Below are 17,582 nucleotides of genomic sequence, written 5' to 3' on the forward strand. Positions count from 1 at the left end.
GCAGTTCCCTCCCATTTGGTATATGATGGATGCAAATCAAAAATAAGAGGTGGTACCTTTGGATTTAGATACAGAAAAGATTTTGAAACGGTTTGAAGATTATATTTCCTACAACACCCAGTCCGACGAGGAGAATGACCAGGTCTATCCCAGTACGCCGGGGCAGATGGTGCTGGCCCGCCATTTGAAGGAGGAACTGGAGCAGCTGGGGCTTCAAGAGGTGAGTCTGGATGAAAACGGCTATGTCATGGCCACCCTTCCGGCTAACGGCGCAGAAGGCAGTGTGGTAGGTTTCATTTCCCACATGGATACCAGCCCTGACGCCCCCGGCGGTCCCATTCGAAGCCGGGTGGTTCATGACTATGACGGAAAGGATATCTGCCTGAATAAAGAAAAGAATATCTTCCTTTCTACGAAGGATTTCCCGGAAATTTTGAAATACAAGGGCCAGGACATCATCGTCACTGACGGTACCACTCTTCTTGGCGCCGATGACAAGGCGGGAGTGACGGCCATTGTGAGCGCCATGGAGTACCTGCTCCATCACCGGGAAGTGAAGCACGGAAAAATCCGCATTGCCTTCACACCGGATGAGGAAACGGGACGGAGTCCTCTTCGTTTTGATGTGAAGAATTTTCATGCGGACTTTGCCTATACTATTGACGGCGGCGAGCTGGGTGGCCTGGAATATGAAAATTTTAACGCCGCCAATCCGGAAATCATCATTCATGGAAGAAGCGTGCACACCGGCGATGCCAAGGGAAAAATGGTGAATGCCATTTCCATTGCTTCCCAGTGGCAGTCCCTGCTGCCGGAAGGGGAGAAACCGGAATGCACGGAAGGCAGGGAAGGATTTTTCCATGTGTATAAAATTAGCGGCTCCGTGGAAGAATGTACTCTGTCCATGCTGGTGAGGGACCATGACCGGGCGAAATTTGAAAAGAAGAAACAGTACCTCCAGCACATGGCAGATTTCCTGAATGAGAAGTATGGGGAAGGCACGGTGGAAGTGAAGCCCCATGATGTGTACTTTAACATGCTGGACATTATCCGGGACGGTCATATGGATATCGTGGAGCTGGCGCGGAGGGCTATGAAAAAAGCGGGGGTTACGCCGGTGGAACTTCCTATCCGCGGCGGTACTGATGGCGCCCAGCTTTCCTTCAAAGGACTGCCCTGCCCCAATATTTTCACCGGCGGTGCCAATTTCCACAGCCGTTTCGAATACCTGCCCATACCTTCGCTGGTAAAGGCTTGTGAAACGGTCATCGAAATCGCCTGCCACGGGTGGGAAATCAGGTAAATCAGTGAACTGGTGGGCTGGTGAGCTAGTGACTTCTCAACTGATCGTGCCGCCCTTTAAGTGACACTCTCTTACTGGGGAAGGATAATATAGCACTCCGTCATGCAGAACTGGTAACACAAACGCAAATCCCGTAACGTCTTGCGTCCCCTTTAGGGTGGCAAGGGAACTGGATTCGTAGGGGAGTGAAGCAACCTGAGAATCCAGTGACATGCTTTTCCATGAAGAAGAGGACCGCGGAGCGGCGCAGGGGCGTAGGAGGCTGTAAGTCGGATTGACACTCTATGCTGGCGTGACCGCCAAACGGCTCCTTCCTGCCGACTGGTATTTAAGGAAGCACTGATTAATTCATAGAGTCTGCTTTTATAAGAATTTTTATGCACTGCTTCGTCATGGGACTCCTTAAATAGCTCGCTATTCGCGTCGTCCCATTCCTTGCATTGCATAAAAATCCAAGAATAAAAGCAGACAGTGATTTAATCAGCGCTTCCTTAACGGCATTTGTCTCATATGCTTCAACTACCGAGATCCTTCGCTGGCGCTCAGGATGAAAAGTGGGAGGCAGGAAGGATAGCACGTAACGCTGATTATGAAACTCATCGCCCCCTAAAGGGGAAACGACTCACTACATTTTGCGCGTCGCTAGCGCTCCTTCACCCACTGCTGTCACTGACTCACTGGATTTTCAGGTCGCTGATGCTCCCTTACAAATCCAGTTCGCATAGTGCAAAATGTGTTCGCTGTGCACCGTCAGGGCGATACCACAACCCTATGAACCATCTGAATCCGGGCCGCAAAGCGGCCCAAAGGAGGAATAACGATGAAAGATATTTCTGATACCCTGCTTCAGCAGTTTCATATTTCCTACGAAGCAGATAAAAATGCCCAGGTGCTTCATGGCGCTCTGGCGAAGACGGATATGATGAATCTGGCTTATCATCCTGGGAAGGGAGCGGACCTGAAAGGGGCCTTCACAGTGGAAGTGAAGACCCGGGGGATTACGGCCCAGGAACAGTCTGGGCGCTGCTGGCTCTTTGCGGCGCTGAACATTCTTCGGGAAAAGGTGGCGGAAAAGTGCCATCTGGAGCAGTTTGAGCTGTCCCAGAATTACCTTTCCTTCTATGACAAGCTGGAGAAAGCGAACAATTTCCTTGAAATGGTGATTGCAAATGCAGATGCGCCGGTGAAGGGACAGCTCATGCAGTATGTACTCCGCGGCATGAGCGACGGGGGATACTGGACGGAAGCGGCGGATCTGGTGGAAAAGTACGGTGTGGTGCCTAAGCAGGTGCAGCCGGAAACTTATCAGTCCGGCCATACGGACCGTTTCGTTTCTACGCTGAACCGGCTCCTCCGTAAAGATGCCATGGAGCTACGGGAGCTGGTGAAGGCGGGCAGGGATCCCTACGCCAGAAAAGCGGAAATGATGGAAGAGGTGTATAAGGCAGAATGCATTGCCTTCGGCGAGCCGGTGCAGACTTTCGATTTCTCCTATCGCGATAAGGATAACCATTTCCATGAAGACCGGGGACTTTCGCCCCTCGACTTCTATCACAAGTACGTAGGGATTTCTCTCTATGACTACATGGCTGTCATCAATGAACCTACCTTTGATAAACCTCTGGGCCGCCTCATCGCATTCCACGGGGTGGAAAACATGGCAGGCCGGGATATGAAGGGGCTGAATCTTACGGGGAAGGATATGGAAGATCTCTGCGTGAAGCAGCTGAAAGCCGGCGAGCCCGTGTGGTTTGCCTGCGATGCCGGTGCGGCAGGCGCTAGAAAAGAAGGGGTGTGGGACCCGGTGAGCGTGCGGTATGAAGACCTTCTGGGCGGGTTCTCCATGGACATGGATAAGGGAAAACAGCTGGAATACAGCGCCAGCTCCGCCACCCATGCCATGCTTCTCACCGGCGTCCATCTGGACGAAAAAGGAAATCCGGACCGCTGGAAAATCGAGAACTCCTGGGGCAAGGACGTGGGGGACAACGGGTACTTTGTGTGCTCAGAAGCCTATTTCCGAAAATTTGTGTATGAAGCAGTGATTCTGAAAAAGCACTTCACCGAAGACCAGAAGAAAATGATGGAACTGGAACCGGTATATATCAACGCCTGGGACGAAGATTATTGAAATCAAAAGGGGCTGTGAAGAAATAATTTACAGGAAGCCCCTTTTTGTACGTGAAATATAAGGCTTGCAAAGAGCCTGCCCCTGGGCTTGGGGAGGCTCTCTTCAAAGGCATAAACCTGAGGGAGCCTTTTCCTTGTGCCAAAGGAAAAGGCTTCCTCAGGTTTGCTGTTATGCCACAGGCTGAAAAAATAATAAAGATTTTTCCCAAAAATCCATTGACAGATTGCAGGTCTGCTGGTATAATCAATTACGTTGTCGGGGCATAGCGCAGTTTGGTAGCGCACTTGGTTCGGGACCAAGGGGTCGCAGGTTCAAATCCTGCTGCTCCGACCATTTATGCGGGTGTAGCTCAATGGTAGAGCGCCAGCCTTCCAAGCTGGTTACGAGGGTTCGATTCCCTTCACCCGCTCCATTTTTTTATCCGCTTTTGGCGGATTTTTTATTTGCCCTCCATAGAGGAGGGTGAAAATAGAGTTTGACAAATACAGGGACGTCCTGTAATATATATATGTTCATGCCGGTATAGCTCAGCTGGTAGAGCGGCGCATTCGTAATGCGTAGGTCGCAGGTTCAAATCCTGTTGCCGGCTCCAAGAGTTTAAGGTCTGGAATTCATCGATAAATACGATTCATTCCAGGCCTTTTTTCTATTGTTTTGAAGTGCTGAAATACTCTTAAAAAATAGCCATAATCGGGTTACTAACCAGATTTTTTGTGATTAGTGGTTTATCTCGGATCATTCTGCAGCTCCGATGGCATATTAGGTCATAAATTGGCCGCCGGGGATTTAGAGATAAAACCGTTAAAAGTCACGGCAGGCCCCTTCGGGGCCTCGGATTTTCAGCGAAAATCCTGCTATCCTCCGTCGCCTGCGGCGCCACTGTCGGGCATTAAGATGCTTGCTTCATGTGCAGGCTATCTATTGCGGTGAAGCCGCCACCACCACCCTCTGGGTCTTTTGAACCCTATGAGCCTTCACACCGAAGGCGTGTCCAAGGGCATAGCCCCGTCAACGTACACCCTTTCCCGCTGATCGGGAATTTCCCTCAAGGGGAAACAGGAAGTAAGGCGGCCAGGGCATTCCGCCTGAGAGGCTGTGAAAAGAATTTTCTGGCTCCACAGTATGATATAATACAGAAAACAGGATTGCCATGATTTCAATGAAAGAGGTTGATTCCTATGAAACTGGTTGTGATTAACAAGTTATCCGATGAAAAAATCGATGCATTGAAAAAGGCGGTGCCCGGCTCCGTGGTGGAAGCCTACAAATCACCGAAGGAAGCCCTGCCCCATGTGGCAGACGCCGATGCCATTGCTCTCTGGGGATTCCAGGATGTGGAGCCCCTCCTTCAGGCAGCGCCTCATGTGCGCTGGGTTCATTCCCTGTCTGACGGGGTGGAAAAACTCCTCACTCCCAGTATGATGGAAAGGCCCATTATTCTCACCAATTCCCACGGTGTCCATGACCGGGCGGTGTCGGAGCACACCATGGCCCTCCTTCTTTCCTGGTTCCGCCGCATCCCTGATGCTGTCCGCAGTCAGAGCGCCCATACCTGGTCCAGGCCCCACGGGGAATCCCTTTTCGGCAAGACCATCCTTATTGTAGGTTTCGGCAGCATTGGCAGGGCCATTGCCCAGCGGGCCAAGGTTTTTGAAACCCATATTCTGGCAGTGAAGAAACATCTGTCCCATGAAATGTTCGCAGACCATGTATACACCCAGGAAGAAATCATGGATGTCCTGCCCAAGGCAGACATCATCATCGCTGCTCTTCCTGCCACACCGGAAACGGATAAGTTCTTCGATGAGGAAAAATTCAAAGCCATGAAGAAATCGGCCCTTTTCATCAACATTGCCCGGGCCTCTGTAGTGGATGAACCGGCCCTGGTAAAGGCTCTTGAGGAAGGGGACATTGCCGGCGCCTGCATGGACGTTTTCTCCAAGGAACCGCTTCCTGAAGATCATCCCTTCTGGGACATGAAAAATGTGATCATGACCCCTCACATTGCCTCCATGGTACCGGATTTCTGGAATAAGCTCACCTTCCTTCTGGAAACCAATTTCATCGCCTTCAGCCGCGGCGAGAAGCTGCTGAATGAAGTGGATAAGAAAAAGGGTTACTGATGGCTATGTAAAAAGAGGACTGCTCGGGCAGTCCTTTTTTTATGGCTGTTCTTGGTCGGTTTTTTACGTTTCAAAGCCCTTCCGCATAGCCTGCCTGCTGCAGCAGGCCATAACCTATGTTGAAAGCGGGTCCTTTGAGGCTCTGAACCTTTTTTCGCCGTATGCTATAATATAGAAAATAAATTCGATGATTACTATTTCGTACATGAGGAGAATACCATGGCAGGAAAAAAGCGGGTGCGGAGAACGAGAGCGGCAAAGAAGGGAGGACATCCTTTTCTGGTGCTTCTCTTCTTTATAGCCCTCATTATGGGTTCTGCCTATATGACGGACCGCATGACCAATGCCCCTGATTCGGAGGTGGCCCAGAACGTTACCACCATTGGCCACCTGTTTAACGATAAGGAAATGCAGGGACTGGTACCGAAGGAAGATCAGGGTACGCCGGAAAGCGTGAAAGAAAAAATCAAAGCCGCCATGGATAAGGTGGTGACGGTGCAGGTAAAGGCCGATGATGAAGAACCGGCGGGAAGCAGCGTTTCCTCCAATGAAAAAAAGGACGGCAGCCAGACAATGGAAAAGGGGAAAAAGGCTTCCTTCAGTCTGCCTTCTATTGTGTCTAAAATTACAGGAAAAGAGGAAAGCCATGAAAACACAGCGGTCCCTTCTTCTCTGCAGGGAAAGCCAACGGAAGCGGCTTCCTCCGCTGTTTCATCGACCCCTTCATCCACTGCTTCTGCTTCGTCCTCTTCCCCTACGTCTTCAGCGGCAGCTGTTCCTTCCGTGAAGAGGAATGCAGGACAGCCAAAGGCTCCTGCCAAACAGAATGCAGCGCCCCTGAAAGCTGCACCGGCAGCTTCGCCAAGGCCCAATACGCCTTCAGCAGTAAAGGGAAAGCTGGCCGTGGTCATCGATGATGCAGGACGGGACCTGGCATCCCAGCATGTCTATGAATCCCTGGGCATCCCGCTGACTCTGGCTGTCATGCCGAACCAGGTGCACACCAGGGATGCTGCCCTGTCTTGGCATACCCATGGCCTTCCTGTCATCCTTCACCAGCCTATGGAATCGGTTTCCGGTATCGGTATGGAATCCAAGGTCATCCTGACTTCCATGAGCGATGAGGAAATCAGGAGCCTTCTGAAGAGCTCCCTTTCCCAGGTGCCGGAAGCGGTGGGCATCAATAACCATCAGGGTTCCAAGGCCACCACGGACCGTCACACCATGGAGGTGGTAATGAATGAGCTTCATCATCGTCATCTCTTCTTCTTCGACAGCCGCACCAATTCCACCACCGCTGCCGACGGAGCAGCGGCCTCTTACGGCGTGCCTTATGTAAGAAATGATCTTTTCGTAGATAATGAAGCCGACGTGGCTGCCATTTCCGCCATGATCCGGGAAGCAGCCAAACGGGCGCAGAAATACGGCACCTACGTGATTATCGGTCACTGCCGCCCCAAGACGGCGGAAGCCTTCCGTCAGATGGTGCCCCAGCTGGAAAAAGAGGGCATCCAGTTCGTTTACGTTTCTTCTCTTGCCAAATAAGGAGAATCCCATGGTACAGACAGTTCTTATTTCCGGTGGCACTTCCGGCATCGGTCTTGCCACTGCCAAAATTCTGGCAGGTGAAGGCCTTCGGCCTGTTCTTCTGGGAAGAAATGAAGAGCGGGGACAGAAGGCTCAGGAGCAGGTCAAGGGAAGCCTATACATTCCCTGTGATGTGACAGTTACAAAAGACTGCCAAAAGGCGGTGAAAGCGGCATCGGCCATTGGAAAAATCACGGGCCTTGTCCTTTCAGCCGGCATCTATGAAGAAAAACTGCTGGAAAATACCACTGATGAGGAAATGGAGCACTTTTTTTCCGTCAACGTTTTCGGCGCCATGAAACTGACCCGGGAGGCCATCCCTGCCATGAGAGGGGCAGCAGGCAGCATTGTGGCGGTGGCTTCTGACGCCGCTCTCCAGGGCAATGTGCAGTGCAGCCTTTACGGCGCTACCAAGGGCGCCCTGGTTTCCTTCATCCGCTCCCTGGCCCTGGAAATGGCAGTGGAAAACATCCGGGCCAACGTGGTATGTCCCGGAGACATTGATACCCCCCTTCTGGACAGGCAGCTTCATGACTACGGCGGCAGCCGCAAAGAAATGGGAGACTGGTATCCCCTGATGCGCATCGGCCGTCCGGAAGAAGTGGGAGAGCTCATTGCCTTCCTTCTCTCACCGAAAGCTTCCTTCATCACCGGCGCCGCCATTCCGGTGGACGGCGGCCTTACAGACTGGTAAAAAGAAAAGAAGGTCTTTCCTCACCGGGAAAGACCTTCTTTTTTCTTGTTTTTATATCCGAGACGCCATCCATTTACATCATGCCAAAAAGGCCTCACCGGAGAGGTGAAGCCTTTTTTGAAAAGGCACTTCTCATGAATGAAATGAAGAGGCTTCCTGTATCAGAGCGTTCATTTCGGGGCCGAAGGGACTTTTCTGTTTTCAGTGCACTGAAGGGAAGCAGCCGGGCCCTTTTCATCTCCTCCCTCCTGCTCCATGGATGGGCGCCTGCAGGATTTACAAGAAGGCTTTCGGCATTGGCTGTTTCTATATGCATAGTCAGGGAGAAGGGGAAAGGGTATCAGGGGGAGAAATAGAAAGAGGAGTATAGCCGGTGGAAGAATATTTCATTTCAAATGGCAGGGGCTGCCTGGCAGGTGCCTGCGAAATCAGAATTTCTATTGGTGCTTTTTATGTTTTTAGGTATAATAGAGATAAGTAATGGTTTGAAATCACCATACATCAGCCATTCTTTACACTGGCAGATTCATGGTTTACGGCCCGGATGTCCGGGCAGGGAGGTTTCTATGAGCGAAGAAAGAGATATGGAAAAGACACCGGTTGTTCGTCCTGAAGCAGCTCCTGAGGTGAAGGAAGCGGCTAAGCCGCCCATGGAAAAGGAGGAGACCGGCCTTCCGGCAGAAAAAGCGGAAGCCGGACTTCCTGCTGAGAAGGAACCGGCAGGCCTGCCGGCGGAGAAGGAAAAAGGAGAGGTACCGGCAGCTGCTGCGGAGGAAACGGAAGAAGTCCATGTGGATTCTCCGGAGCCTGATATGGAAATCAACATCATTGATGACCGGGATAAGGAAGCGGAAGGTCTCATCCGCTGGGCTGCGGGCCGGGCCGGAGTCATTGTGGCGGCTCCCCTTCTGGGTACCGCTGCCCTGGTGGCCAATGAGGTGTACATGATTTCTAAAATCGGTACGGTTTATGGCGTGGAACTGAACCAGAAGGCGGTATTGTCCTTTATCGGCTCCCTGGGGGCTACGGTGGTGGGATCCACGCTGGCCACGCTGATTCCTATTTCCTTCATGCAGATCCCCATCGGCGTTTCTGTGACCTACGGCATCGGCAAGGCTGCCCAGCGCTGGATCAAGGACGGCATGCCCGATGATACGAAACCCTATCGTGCCGTTTTTGAAGAAGAAAAGGCGGAAGGGGAAAAGGATGTAAAGGAACTGGAGGAGAATCCGAAGAAGGATGAACCTCTGGGCGATGAGAAGAAGGATTTCACAGCCGAACTGAAGAAGAACTGGAATGAAGTATATCCGGAAAAGGCTCATGACGCAGTAGACAAGCTGGCCCGCCAGCTCACCGAGTCTGCCGGCATTCTGGGAAATAAGCTGGTAGATGCGCTGAAGAAGGCCGGTGTCACTGACGAGCAGATTGAAAAGGCCAAGTACACCGCCCTTGGTGCATCGGAGGTGGCTCAGGAAACGGCGGAAAAGACGGCGAGGGATCTGCAGGCCATTGCCCGCATCAAGTCCAGGGAGTTCAGAAAAGATGCAGCCCGCCGGGCTGATGAAATGAAGGCCCAGGCCCGGGTGCAGATGGATGAGCTCCAGAAGAAGACAGAGGAAATGAAGCGGCAGTCTGAAATCCAGTCCCAGCAGATGAAGCTGAAGTCGGACAAGCTGAAGGCCCAGGCCCGGGTACAGATGCAGGAGGCCAGAATCCAGGCAAACAAGCTGAAAATCCAGGCCCAGGAGCAGGCGGAAACGGCCCAGGCCAAAGCCCAGGAGATTTCTGGTAAGGTCATGGAATCAGCCGGCCGGTATCGGGATGCTGCTGTGGAAGCGGCCACTCAGGCAAAGGCAGATATGATGAGTACCGCTGAGGAGTATCGGGCAAAGATTGAGGAAAGGGCCCGCCAGAAACAGGCTGAAGCAGCAGAAAGGGATGGAAAAAGCGTTGAGGGTGCTGGAAAAGCTGAAGAAACTGCTTCTTCCCCTGACGAAAAAACTAAAAGCGAATAACCGGGAAGTGGAAGGGGACCTGTCTGATCTTCATAAGGAAAAGGTGGGACCTGTCACGAGAAACGTGGTATCTCCCTGGGGCAGAAGGCGGATAGGCCACCGGCGGTCCAATCACCCCTGGGTTAAAGGAAGGTAAGAGAAAGGAGCGGTGAAATCACAGGTTCAATGATTTCACCGCTCCTTTTATTTACATACCATCTATGCCTTTCCGAGGACGGAAAAAGAGACCATGCAAAAAAGCCGGCTTTGGCCGGCTGAAAATGCAAAGAAATCAGATGTCTCTGTTTACTTTATGAGAACGAAGGCAACGAGTGCAGACATTCATTCTCTTGACCTGTCCGTCTACCAGTACGCGAACTCTCTGGATATTCGGTTTCCAGGTTCTCTTTGTTTTCAGATGGGAATGGGATACGTTGAATCCCGTAGCGGTTTTCTTGCCGCAAACTTCACAATAGTTAGCCATGTGCTACACCTCCTTGCACTTCCGTAATTGCAACATTCATAATATATCACAATTGCTTTTTTTAAGCAAGTCTTTTACGTAATCAATTTTCAGGAATATAATAAATGGAGACATTGCTGTTTTGTCCCGGGCACACTTTTTTTCCGGGTTCTGTTTTCGGAAAGGTTTTCCTCATGCATTTATCAGATTCCGTACAATATATTAAGGGCGTAGGGCCCAGTATGAAGGAAAAGCTGGCGCGGCTGGGCATAGCCACGGTGGAAGATCTGATATCCTTCTATCCCCGGCGCTATCAGGACTGGACCAAAATCACAAAAATGGAGGAGCTTCGTCCCGATGATGAAGCTGTCATTTACGGCAGGGTGGCGGATATGCGGATGCTCACGCCAAGGCGGGGCATGAGCATACTGAATGTGCTTCTGGTAGACGGCACCGGCGCCGTGACCCTGGTGTATTTCAACCAGCCCTGGAAAGGGGAAACCTTCCGGAAGGACACCCATGTGCTGGCCTACGGCCGGATTGAGTACAACTACGGAAAGCTCCAGATTTCCAATGCAGAAATCGAAATCGTAACGCCGGATGAGCTTTCATCCTTCCAGAAGCTGGTACCGGTGTATCCTTTAACCGAAGGCATACGCATCGGGAAGATGCGGGATATGATTTCTATTGCCCTGGACCAGGTGGAGGATATGGATGAAAATCTGCCGTCGGACACTTTGAAAAGGGAGCATCTCATGGGCCGGCTGGAGGCAGCCCGGGCCATGCACAATCCGAAGAACTGGGAGGAGCAGAAGGAGGCCCGGCGCCGTACGGCCTTTGAGGAGCTCTTTTTCATGCAGGCAGGCATCCTGCTTCTTCGGAAGAAGCGGGAGAGCCATGTGATGAGCATCAAGTGCGCGCCGTCGGGAAAGCTGGTGCAGTCGGTGCTTGCCAATTTCCCCTTTCATCTGACTGCCGGGCAGCAGCAGGCCTTTTCGGATATTGAAGATGATATGGAAGGGCTCATCCCCATGCAGCGCCTTATCCAGGGGGACGTGGGAAGCGGAAAAACTGCCGTGGCGGCACTGGCGCTGGCGAAAATCGTGGAGAACGGATACCAGGGAGCGCTGATGGCGCCTACGGAAGTGCTGGCAGGACAGCATTACAGGACCTTCCAGGAGTTTTATAAGGGACTTCCCATCCATGTGGCTTATTTGTCAGGCCAGACGAAGACGAAGGAAAGAAATGAAATCCTGAAAGGGCTGAAGGATGGGTCCATTGATGTGCTCATCGGCACCCATGCCCTCATTGAGGAGGATGTGGTGTTTGCTCATCTGGGGCTGGTCATTACGGACGAACAGCACCGGTTCGGCGTAAAGCAGAGAAAGGCTTTGGAAACGAAGGGAGGCTATCCCCATATCCTGGTGATGACGGCCACGCCTATTCCCCGGACCATGGCTCTTTCCATTTATGGGGATCTGGACCTCTCCTCTATCCGGGGCATGCCGCCGGGACGCCATCCGGTGAAAACCTATGCCATCGGCAGCGCCCTGCTTCAGCGGGTATTCAATTTCATGGGAAGGGAAATGACCGCCGGCCATCAGGTGTATGTGGTGTGCCCGCTGGTAGAAAAGAGCGAGAAGCAGGATCTGGCCTCTGCCGTGGCGGTGTATGAACAGCTGAAGGAAAAGGTGTTTCCCATGTTTCAGGTGGGCCTGGTGCACGGCCGCATGAAGAATGCGGAAAAGGACCGGGTCATGACTGATTTCCATGACGGAAAAATCAATCTTCTGGTGGCCACCTCGGTCATCGAAGTGGGGGTGAATGTGCCCAATGCCACCATCATGTTCGTCTATGGGGCGGACCGGTTCGGCCTTTCCCAGCTTCATCAGCTTCGGGGCCGGGTAGGAAGGGGCAGCGCCCAGTCCTACTGCATCCTTTATTCCGACAACCAGAATGAAATCACCCGGCTCCGCATGAAACTGATGTGTGAAATTCAGGACGGCTTCCTCCTTTCCGAAAAGGATCTCCTCCTGCGGGGCTCCGGCGAATTTTTCGGCTACCACCAGCATGGCATGCCGGACCTGAAGGCGGCGGATATTGTGAAGGACCTGCCTCTTCTGGAAAGGGCGAGGAAGGAGGCGAAGCGGGCGGTGGATGGCGGCGCTGATTTCAGAGATGAGCTTTCCCATCGCTTCGGCGGCGCCTTCTTCAAGAAACTGTATGAAGAGGATGGAAAGTAAAGGGGCGGCAAACCGGTCCCCTTTGCAATTCCTGTTTTCCTGTCCCTTTTATTTATGTTATAATGATTAAATTAATGGATTCAAAATCATATACCTGAAGTGAAAGAGGAAATCTGATTTCAAGAAACGGAGGCTATGATGAGAGCAGACAAGTTTGGCAAGAGAGGGCTTACTTTTGATGATGTACTTCTGATTCCGGCCCATTCCACGGTACTTCCCCGGGATGTGGACGTAAGCACGAAGCTCACAAGACATATCCGGCTGAACATCCCCATTATGAGTGCCGGTATGGATACGGTAACGGAAGCGGAAATGGCCATTGCCATGGCTCGTGAAGGCGGTATCGGCGTCATCCATAAGAATATGAGCATCGACGAGCAGGCCCGGGAAGTGAAGCTGGTCAAGCGTTCCGAACACGGCGTCATTGTGGATCCTATTTACCTGGCTCCGGACAATACCCTGGCTGATGCGGACGAACTGATGAATAAATACCATATTTCCGGCGTTCCCATTACGGAAGATGGAAAGCTGGTAGGCATCATTACTAACAGGGATATGCGTTTTGAGACGGACCTTTCCCGCCCAATCAGTGACATCATGACTCATGACGGTCTGGTGACAGCTCCGGAAAATACCACCATTGATGAAGCCAAGGAAATCCTGAAGGCCCACCGCATTGAAAAACTGCCGCTGGTGGATAAAGAGGGATACCTGAAGGGCCTCATCACCATCAGGGATATCGAAAAGATGAAGAAATATCCCAATGCCGTGAAGGATGAGGACGGACGCCTTCTGGCAGCAGCAGCCATCGGTGTGACACCGGATGTGGAAGACCGGGTGGAAGCCCTCCTTGCTGCCAAAGCAGATGTGCTCGTAATCGATACGGCCCATGGTCACAGCGAAGGGGTGCTTGAAACTATCCGCCGCCTCCGCAGAGATTTCCCCCATCTGGAACTGATTGCAGGCAATGTGGCAACCTATGAAGCCACCAAAGCGTTGATCGAAGCCGGCGTAGATGCGGTGAAGGTAGGCATCGGCCCTGGCTCCATCTGCACTACCCGTGTGGTTGCCGGTATCGGTGTGCCCCAGATTACCGCTGTTTATGACTGCGCAAGGGCGGCTGAAGGTACAGGGGTGCCCATCATTGCCGACGGCGGCATCCAGTATTCCGGTGATATTGCCAAAGCCCTTGGCGCCGGCGCTTCCTCTGTCATGCTGGGGAACCTCCTGGCCGGCACCGACGAAAGCCCGGGAGAAACCATCATTTATCAGGGGAAGAAATACAAGGCTTACCGCGGCATGGGCTCTCTGGGAGCCATGCAGGCCGGAAGCAAGGACCGCTATTTCCAGCAGAATGCGAAGAAACTGGTGCCGGAAGGCATTGAAGGACAGATCCCCTACAAGGGCCATGTGTCCGATGTGCTTTTCCAGCTCATCGGCGGTCTCCGTGCGTCCATGGGCTACTGCGGCACGCCGGATATCAAAACCATGAATGAGGAAACCCAGTTTATTGAAATCACCGGCGCCGGCCTCCGTGAAAGCCATCCTCATGATGTAAGCATTACGAAGGAAGCACCGAATTACAGTACGAAATGAAGGATATAACGTTGACATCCCATGTAGTCATGGATATCCGCATCCATGCGGTGACCATGCAAGAAGCACTGGCCTTTGCGGAAAAGAGAATCATGGAAGGGAAGCCTTCCATGATTGCCACGGCCAATGCGGAAATGATTATGATTGCGCAAAAGGACCCTGAGCTGGCCCGCATACTGAACGGCGCAGATCTTGTGGTTCCTGACGGCGCCGGCGTACTCTGGGCCGGAGAAAAGCTGGGCACCCCCTTCCCGGAACGGGTGACCGGGGCGGATCTGACCACAGAGCTTTTGAAAAAGGCCTCGGCCATGAACTGGCCGGTCTATTTCCTGGGTGGAAATCCGGGGGTAGCGGCCAAGGCAGCCAGAAAATTCATGGAAGACCACGGAAGTTTTTCCCTGGTAGGCTGCCATGACGGCTATTTCAATGAAGAAGAAGAAAAGAAAATTATCGAAGATATTAAAAAAAGCGGGGCAAAGCTGCTTTTTGCCGGCCTTGGCGTGCCAAAGCAGGAAAAGTGGCTCTATGCCCACAAGGAGGAATTGGGCGTTCTTTCTATGGGAATCGGCGGTGTATTTGACGTCATGAGCGGCAACCTGAAGAGGGCGCCTCTCTGGATGCAGAGAAACCGTCTGGAATGGGCTTACCGCCTGTACCTGCAGCCCAGCCGCATCGGCCGCATGATGGCTCTGCCGAAGTTTATGCGGGCTGTGGGGAAATGGAAAAAAGAACGCAGGAGTCAGTGATGCTGAAAAAACCTATCATATTACAGGAAGGCTATCCCTTCATGGCGGTGACTTTCCTTCTCGGAGTTCTATTCTGTTATCTGAAATGGTATTACGCAGCAGTGATACCGTTCGTACTTTGTCTGTATTTTACTTATTTTTTCCGGTGCCCGCCGCGGAACGGGAAAATCGTCCCCGGTGATGATACCCTGGTGTCCCCGGCAGACGGCACGGTGGTGGATGTGTCCCATGATGTGGAGGAAGATACGTTTCTTGGGGAAAAATGTCACAGGATTACCATTTTCCTCTCCATTTTTGATGTCCACTGCAACCGCAGCCCCATGGCAGGTGAAATCAAGTACCAGTCCTATACCCAGGGCCGGTTCCTTCCTGCTTATAAGGAAGGGGTAGGTTTTGAAAATGAACGGGGTGCCATCGGTATTACAGGAAAGAAGCGGTCCATCCTGGTCATCCTCATTGCCGGCATCCTGGCAAGGCGGGTGGTTTCCTGGAAGAACCTGGGAGACAAGCTCACCAAGGGAGAACTGTACGGAATGATTAAGTTCGGCTCCTGCACGGAGCTCTACATTCCCGGTGACTGCGAAATCTGTGTAAAAAAAGGCGATAAGGTCAAAGGCGGTCTGACTGTCGTAGGGAGGCTGAAGTAAGTGAATAAATCTTGGATTGCAAATGCCGTCACAGCAACAAATGCGTTATTTGGCGGTCTGTCGATTATGATGTCCATTGAGGGCAATTTCAAAACGGCAGCTCTATTCATTCTTATCGCCATGGTGGCGGATGCTCTTGACGGAAGAGTGGCCCGGGCCCTCCATACGGCAGGTCCCATGGGCGTGGAACTGGATTCCCTGTCCGATGATATTTCCTTCGGCATCGCCGCCGGCGCTCTCATGTATGCCTACCAGCTCCATGAACTGGGACCGGTGGGATTCATTCCCTGTGCCCTTCTGGGTACCTTCTGCGCCTTCCGTCTGGCCCGGTTCAATGTGAAGGTCACCAGTGTGCACGGCTATTTTGAAGGTCTGCCCTGCCCGACGACCGGTGTCATTGTGGCAGCTTATGTACTTTCGGGCATTAAGATCTGGAACTGGCTGGCCGTGCTGTGCGTACTTCTTCTGGCCTTCCTCATGGTCAGTGAAATCCATTATCCCGACAACAAAGGGGCCAGCGCCGATCAGCTTCATCTGCCGGCTCTTCTGATCTGCTTTGCCTTCTTCATTATCTGCACCATTTTCTACTGGCCTGTATGGGCAGCAGCTCTCTGCGCCGGCTATATCATGTTCGGCATGATGAATACCTTCCTGAACCGCAGAAAGGCAAAACGGAAAGCAAAGAGAACCAGGAAAACTGCCGGAGAAAACGGCGAAGGGAAAGAATAATGACTTACATACTCGATATAATCATGATCCCCGTACAGCTGATCGTGGCGTTTTTTACCATTTACTATACGGTCATTGCTGTATGCGGCATGTGGCATCGAAAAGAAAAAAATCTGGCACCTCCAAAGAGCAAATTTGCTGTGGTCATACCGGCCCATAATGAAGAAATGGTGCTGGCAGACCTTTTGGAAAACCTGAAAATGCTGAAATACCCCAAAGAGCTCTACGATGTGTATGTGATTGCAGATAACTGCACCGACCATACCGCCGATATTGCCCGCGCCCACGGAGCCCATGTCTTTGAACGGACCAACAGGGAGCTGGTGGGCAAGGGTTATGCCATGGATTGGGTATTCCCAAAGATTTTCGCCCTGAATAAAGGCTATGATGCTTTCTGCGTCTTCGACTCTGATAACCTGGTCCATCTGGATTTCCTGGCGGTTATGAACAACCGCCTTCTGAAGGGCCAGAAGGTGCTGCAGGGCTATTTGTCCGCCAAGAACCCCACAGATACCTGGGTATCCGGTACCTTTGCTATTGCCTTCTGGACCATCAATCATCTGTGGCATCTGGGCAAGTATAATCTGGGCCTGTCCTCCTGCCTCGGCGGTACAGGCATGTGCATTGCGGCGGATATTGTGAAGAAATACGGCTGGGGCTGCGACTGCCTCACTGAGGATATGGAATTTTCCATGAAATGCCTGTCCCATGGTATCCGTACCTGCTGGGTTCATGATGCCATTATTTATGATGAGAAACCGCTGGGCTTCATGGCTTCCTGCCGCCAGAGAAAGCGGTGGGCCCAGGGCCAGTTCGACTGCTCTGAACGGTACATTCCCATCCTTTTCAGAGAAGGCATCAAAAGGCACAGCATTGTCATCCTGGATGGCATCATGCAGCTTCTGCAGAACTATTTCCTTCTGCTCTCCACCTTCTACCTCATCATGACATATATCAATATGTTCTATCCCTGCTTCACGGTGATTCTGTACAACGATGTGCTGGTGCCCCGCCAGTTCTGGGCGGTGCTTGGCTTCATCCAGTCCGTGGTGCCCCTCATCGTGCTGCTGCAGATCGAAGTGCCTCTGAAGATTTATCTTTACTGGCTCATTTATCCTGTATTCATGTATTCCTGGATTCCTGTCACCATCCTGGGCTGGAAGGACCGCCACAAGAAGGGTTGGGTCCATACCATCCATACAAGAAGCATGCATTTTGAGCAGGCCAAGCTCACCAGAAAGAAAGAAATCGATCAGTAAAAAAACGGTGAAGAAATGTTCCTCATTTCTTCACCGCTTTTTTCTGTTGCACCCGCGGCTGCGGGCA

Annotated in this window: 14 protein-coding genes and 3 tRNA genes; 16 read left to right on the forward strand and 1 reads right to left on the reverse strand. The window is 52.1% G+C overall.

Annotation, left to right across the window (positions count from 1 at the left end; genetic code table 11):
* The first annotated feature begins 49 nt into the window (after positions 1-49).
* The 10 genes from pepT (at position 50) to NW747_RS06460 (ending at position 9,853) form a co-directional block, all read left to right on the forward strand.
* Positions 50-1,303, forward strand: coding sequence for a peptidase T (pepT, locus tag NW747_RS06415; RefSeq protein ID WP_273186062.1), 1,254 nt, complete (start codon positions 50-52; stop codon positions 1,301-1,303).
* Positions 1,304-2,123: 820 nt separating this feature from the next.
* Positions 2,124-3,434, forward strand: coding sequence for a C1 family peptidase (locus NW747_RS06420; RefSeq protein WP_273186064.1), 1,311 nt, complete (start codon positions 2,124-2,126; stop codon positions 3,432-3,434).
* 44 nt (positions 3,435-3,478) lie between these two features.
* Positions 3,479-3,700, forward strand: a complete 222-nt coding sequence (locus NW747_RS06425) for a hypothetical protein (protein ID WP_273186066.1) — start codon at positions 3,479-3,481, stop codon at positions 3,698-3,700.
* Positions 3,691-3,767: transfer RNA gene (locus tag NW747_RS06430), tRNA-Pro, on the forward strand. The genes NW747_RS06425 and NW747_RS06430 overlap by 10 nt, the downstream gene beginning before the upstream one ends.
* Before the next feature lie 5 nt (positions 3,768-3,772).
* Positions 3,773-3,846: transfer RNA gene (locus NW747_RS06435), tRNA-Gly, on the forward strand.
* A gap of 104 nt (positions 3,847-3,950) precedes the next feature.
* Positions 3,951-4,026, forward strand: a tRNA-Thr gene (locus NW747_RS06440).
* 586 nt (positions 4,027-4,612) lie between these two features.
* A complete protein-coding gene (locus NW747_RS06445) occupies positions 4,613-5,557 on the forward strand; it encodes a D-2-hydroxyacid dehydrogenase (protein ID WP_273186069.1) in 945 nt (314 codons plus the stop codon).
* 219 nt (positions 5,558-5,776) lie between these two features.
* Complete coding sequence (locus tag NW747_RS06450) at positions 5,777-7,102, forward strand: divergent polysaccharide deacetylase family protein (RefSeq protein ID WP_273186071.1); 1,326 nt, start codon at positions 5,777-5,779, stop codon at positions 7,100-7,102.
* A gap of 10 nt (positions 7,103-7,112) precedes the next feature.
* Positions 7,113-7,838: an SDR family NAD(P)-dependent oxidoreductase gene (locus NW747_RS06455; protein WP_273186074.1), complete on the forward strand. Its 726-nt coding sequence runs from the start codon at positions 7,113-7,115 to the stop codon at positions 7,836-7,838.
* Positions 7,839-8,404: 566 nt separating this feature from the next.
* On the forward strand, positions 8,405-9,853 hold the full coding sequence (locus tag NW747_RS06460; protein WP_273186076.1) for a hypothetical protein: 1,449 nt from the start codon (positions 8,405-8,407) through the stop codon (positions 9,851-9,853).
* Positions 9,854-10,124: 271 nt separating this feature from the next.
* Here the strand turns inward: NW747_RS06460 and rpmB are convergent, their stop codons facing one another.
* Positions 10,125-10,316 (reverse strand): 50S ribosomal protein L28, encoded by a 192-nt coding sequence (gene rpmB / locus NW747_RS06465; RefSeq protein ID WP_008858613.1) that lies wholly within the window; start codon positions 10,314-10,316, stop codon positions 10,125-10,127.
* Positions 10,317-10,489: 173 nt separating this feature from the next.
* Here rpmB and recG point away from each other — a divergent pair, with 173 nt between their 5' ends.
* The 6 genes from recG to NW747_RS06495 all read left to right on the forward strand — a co-directional run bounded on the left by recG (position 10,490) and on the right by NW747_RS06495 (position 17,515).
* Complete coding sequence (gene recG, locus NW747_RS06470; protein WP_273186078.1) at positions 10,490-12,538, forward strand: ATP-dependent DNA helicase RecG; 2,049 nt, start codon at positions 10,490-10,492, stop codon at positions 12,536-12,538.
* Positions 12,539-12,676: 138 nt separating this feature from the next.
* Positions 12,677-14,134: an IMP dehydrogenase gene (gene guaB, locus NW747_RS06475; protein WP_273188278.1), complete on the forward strand. Its 1,458-nt coding sequence runs from the start codon at positions 12,677-12,679 to the stop codon at positions 14,132-14,134.
* Positions 14,131-14,880, forward strand: a complete 750-nt coding sequence (locus NW747_RS06480; RefSeq protein ID WP_273186081.1) for a WecB/TagA/CpsF family glycosyltransferase — start codon at positions 14,131-14,133, stop codon at positions 14,878-14,880. Before guaB ends, NW747_RS06480 begins: the two co-directional genes overlap by 4 nt.
* Positions 14,880-15,527 carry a phosphatidylserine decarboxylase gene (locus NW747_RS06485; RefSeq protein WP_008858617.1) on the forward strand — a complete coding sequence of 216 codons (648 nt, stop codon included), beginning with the start codon at positions 14,880-14,882 and terminating at the stop codon, positions 15,525-15,527. The genes NW747_RS06480 and NW747_RS06485 overlap by 1 nt, the downstream gene beginning before the upstream one ends.
* Entirely contained in the window at positions 15,528-16,256 is a 729-nt protein-coding gene (gene pssA / locus NW747_RS06490; RefSeq protein WP_273186084.1) for a CDP-diacylglycerol--serine O-phosphatidyltransferase, read from the forward strand.
* On the forward strand, positions 16,256-17,515 hold the full coding sequence (locus tag NW747_RS06495; protein ID WP_008858619.1) for a glycosyltransferase family 2 protein: 1,260 nt from the start codon (positions 16,256-16,258) through the stop codon (positions 17,513-17,515). The genes pssA and NW747_RS06495 overlap by 1 nt, the downstream gene beginning before the upstream one ends.
* Positions 17,516-17,582: the final 67 nt, after the last annotated feature.

The sequence above is a fragment of the Dialister succinatiphilus genome, from assembly GCF_928721695.1.
Classification (GTDB): domain Bacteria; phylum Bacillota; class Negativicutes; order Veillonellales; family Dialisteraceae; genus Dialister; species Dialister succinatiphilus.

Coding starts and splice junctions, on each gene's coding strand:
- guaB (WP_273188278.1), top strand. CDS start 12,677: ATGAGAGCAGACAAGTTTGGCAAGAGAGGGCTTACTTTTGATGATGTA.
- recG (WP_273186078.1), top strand. CDS start 10,490: ATGCATTTATCAGATTCCGTACAATATATTAAGGGCGTAGGGCCCAGT.
- NW747_RS06495 (WP_008858619.1), top strand. CDS start 16,256: ATGACTTACATACTCGATATAATCATGATCCCCGTACAGCTGATCGTG.
- NW747_RS06485 (WP_008858617.1), top strand. CDS start 14,880: ATGCTGAAAAAACCTATCATATTACAGGAAGGCTATCCCTTCATGGCG.
- NW747_RS06420 (WP_273186064.1), top strand. CDS start 2,124: ATGAAAGATATTTCTGATACCCTGCTTCAGCAGTTTCATATTTCCTAC.
- NW747_RS06455 (WP_273186074.1), top strand. CDS start 7,113: ATGGTACAGACAGTTCTTATTTCCGGTGGCACTTCCGGCATCGGTCTT.
- NW747_RS06445 (WP_273186069.1), top strand. CDS start 4,613: ATGAAACTGGTTGTGATTAACAAGTTATCCGATGAAAAAATCGATGCA.
- NW747_RS06460 (WP_273186076.1), top strand. CDS start 8,405: ATGAGCGAAGAAAGAGATATGGAAAAGACACCGGTTGTTCGTCCTGAA.
- NW747_RS06450 (WP_273186071.1), top strand. CDS start 5,777: ATGGCAGGAAAAAAGCGGGTGCGGAGAACGAGAGCGGCAAAGAAGGGA.
- NW747_RS06480 (WP_273186081.1), top strand. CDS start 14,131: ATGAAGGATATAACGTTGACATCCCATGTAGTCATGGATATCCGCATC.
- rpmB (WP_008858613.1), bottom strand. CDS start 10,316: ATGGCTAACTATTGTGAAGTTTGCGGCAAGAAAACCGCTACGGGATTC.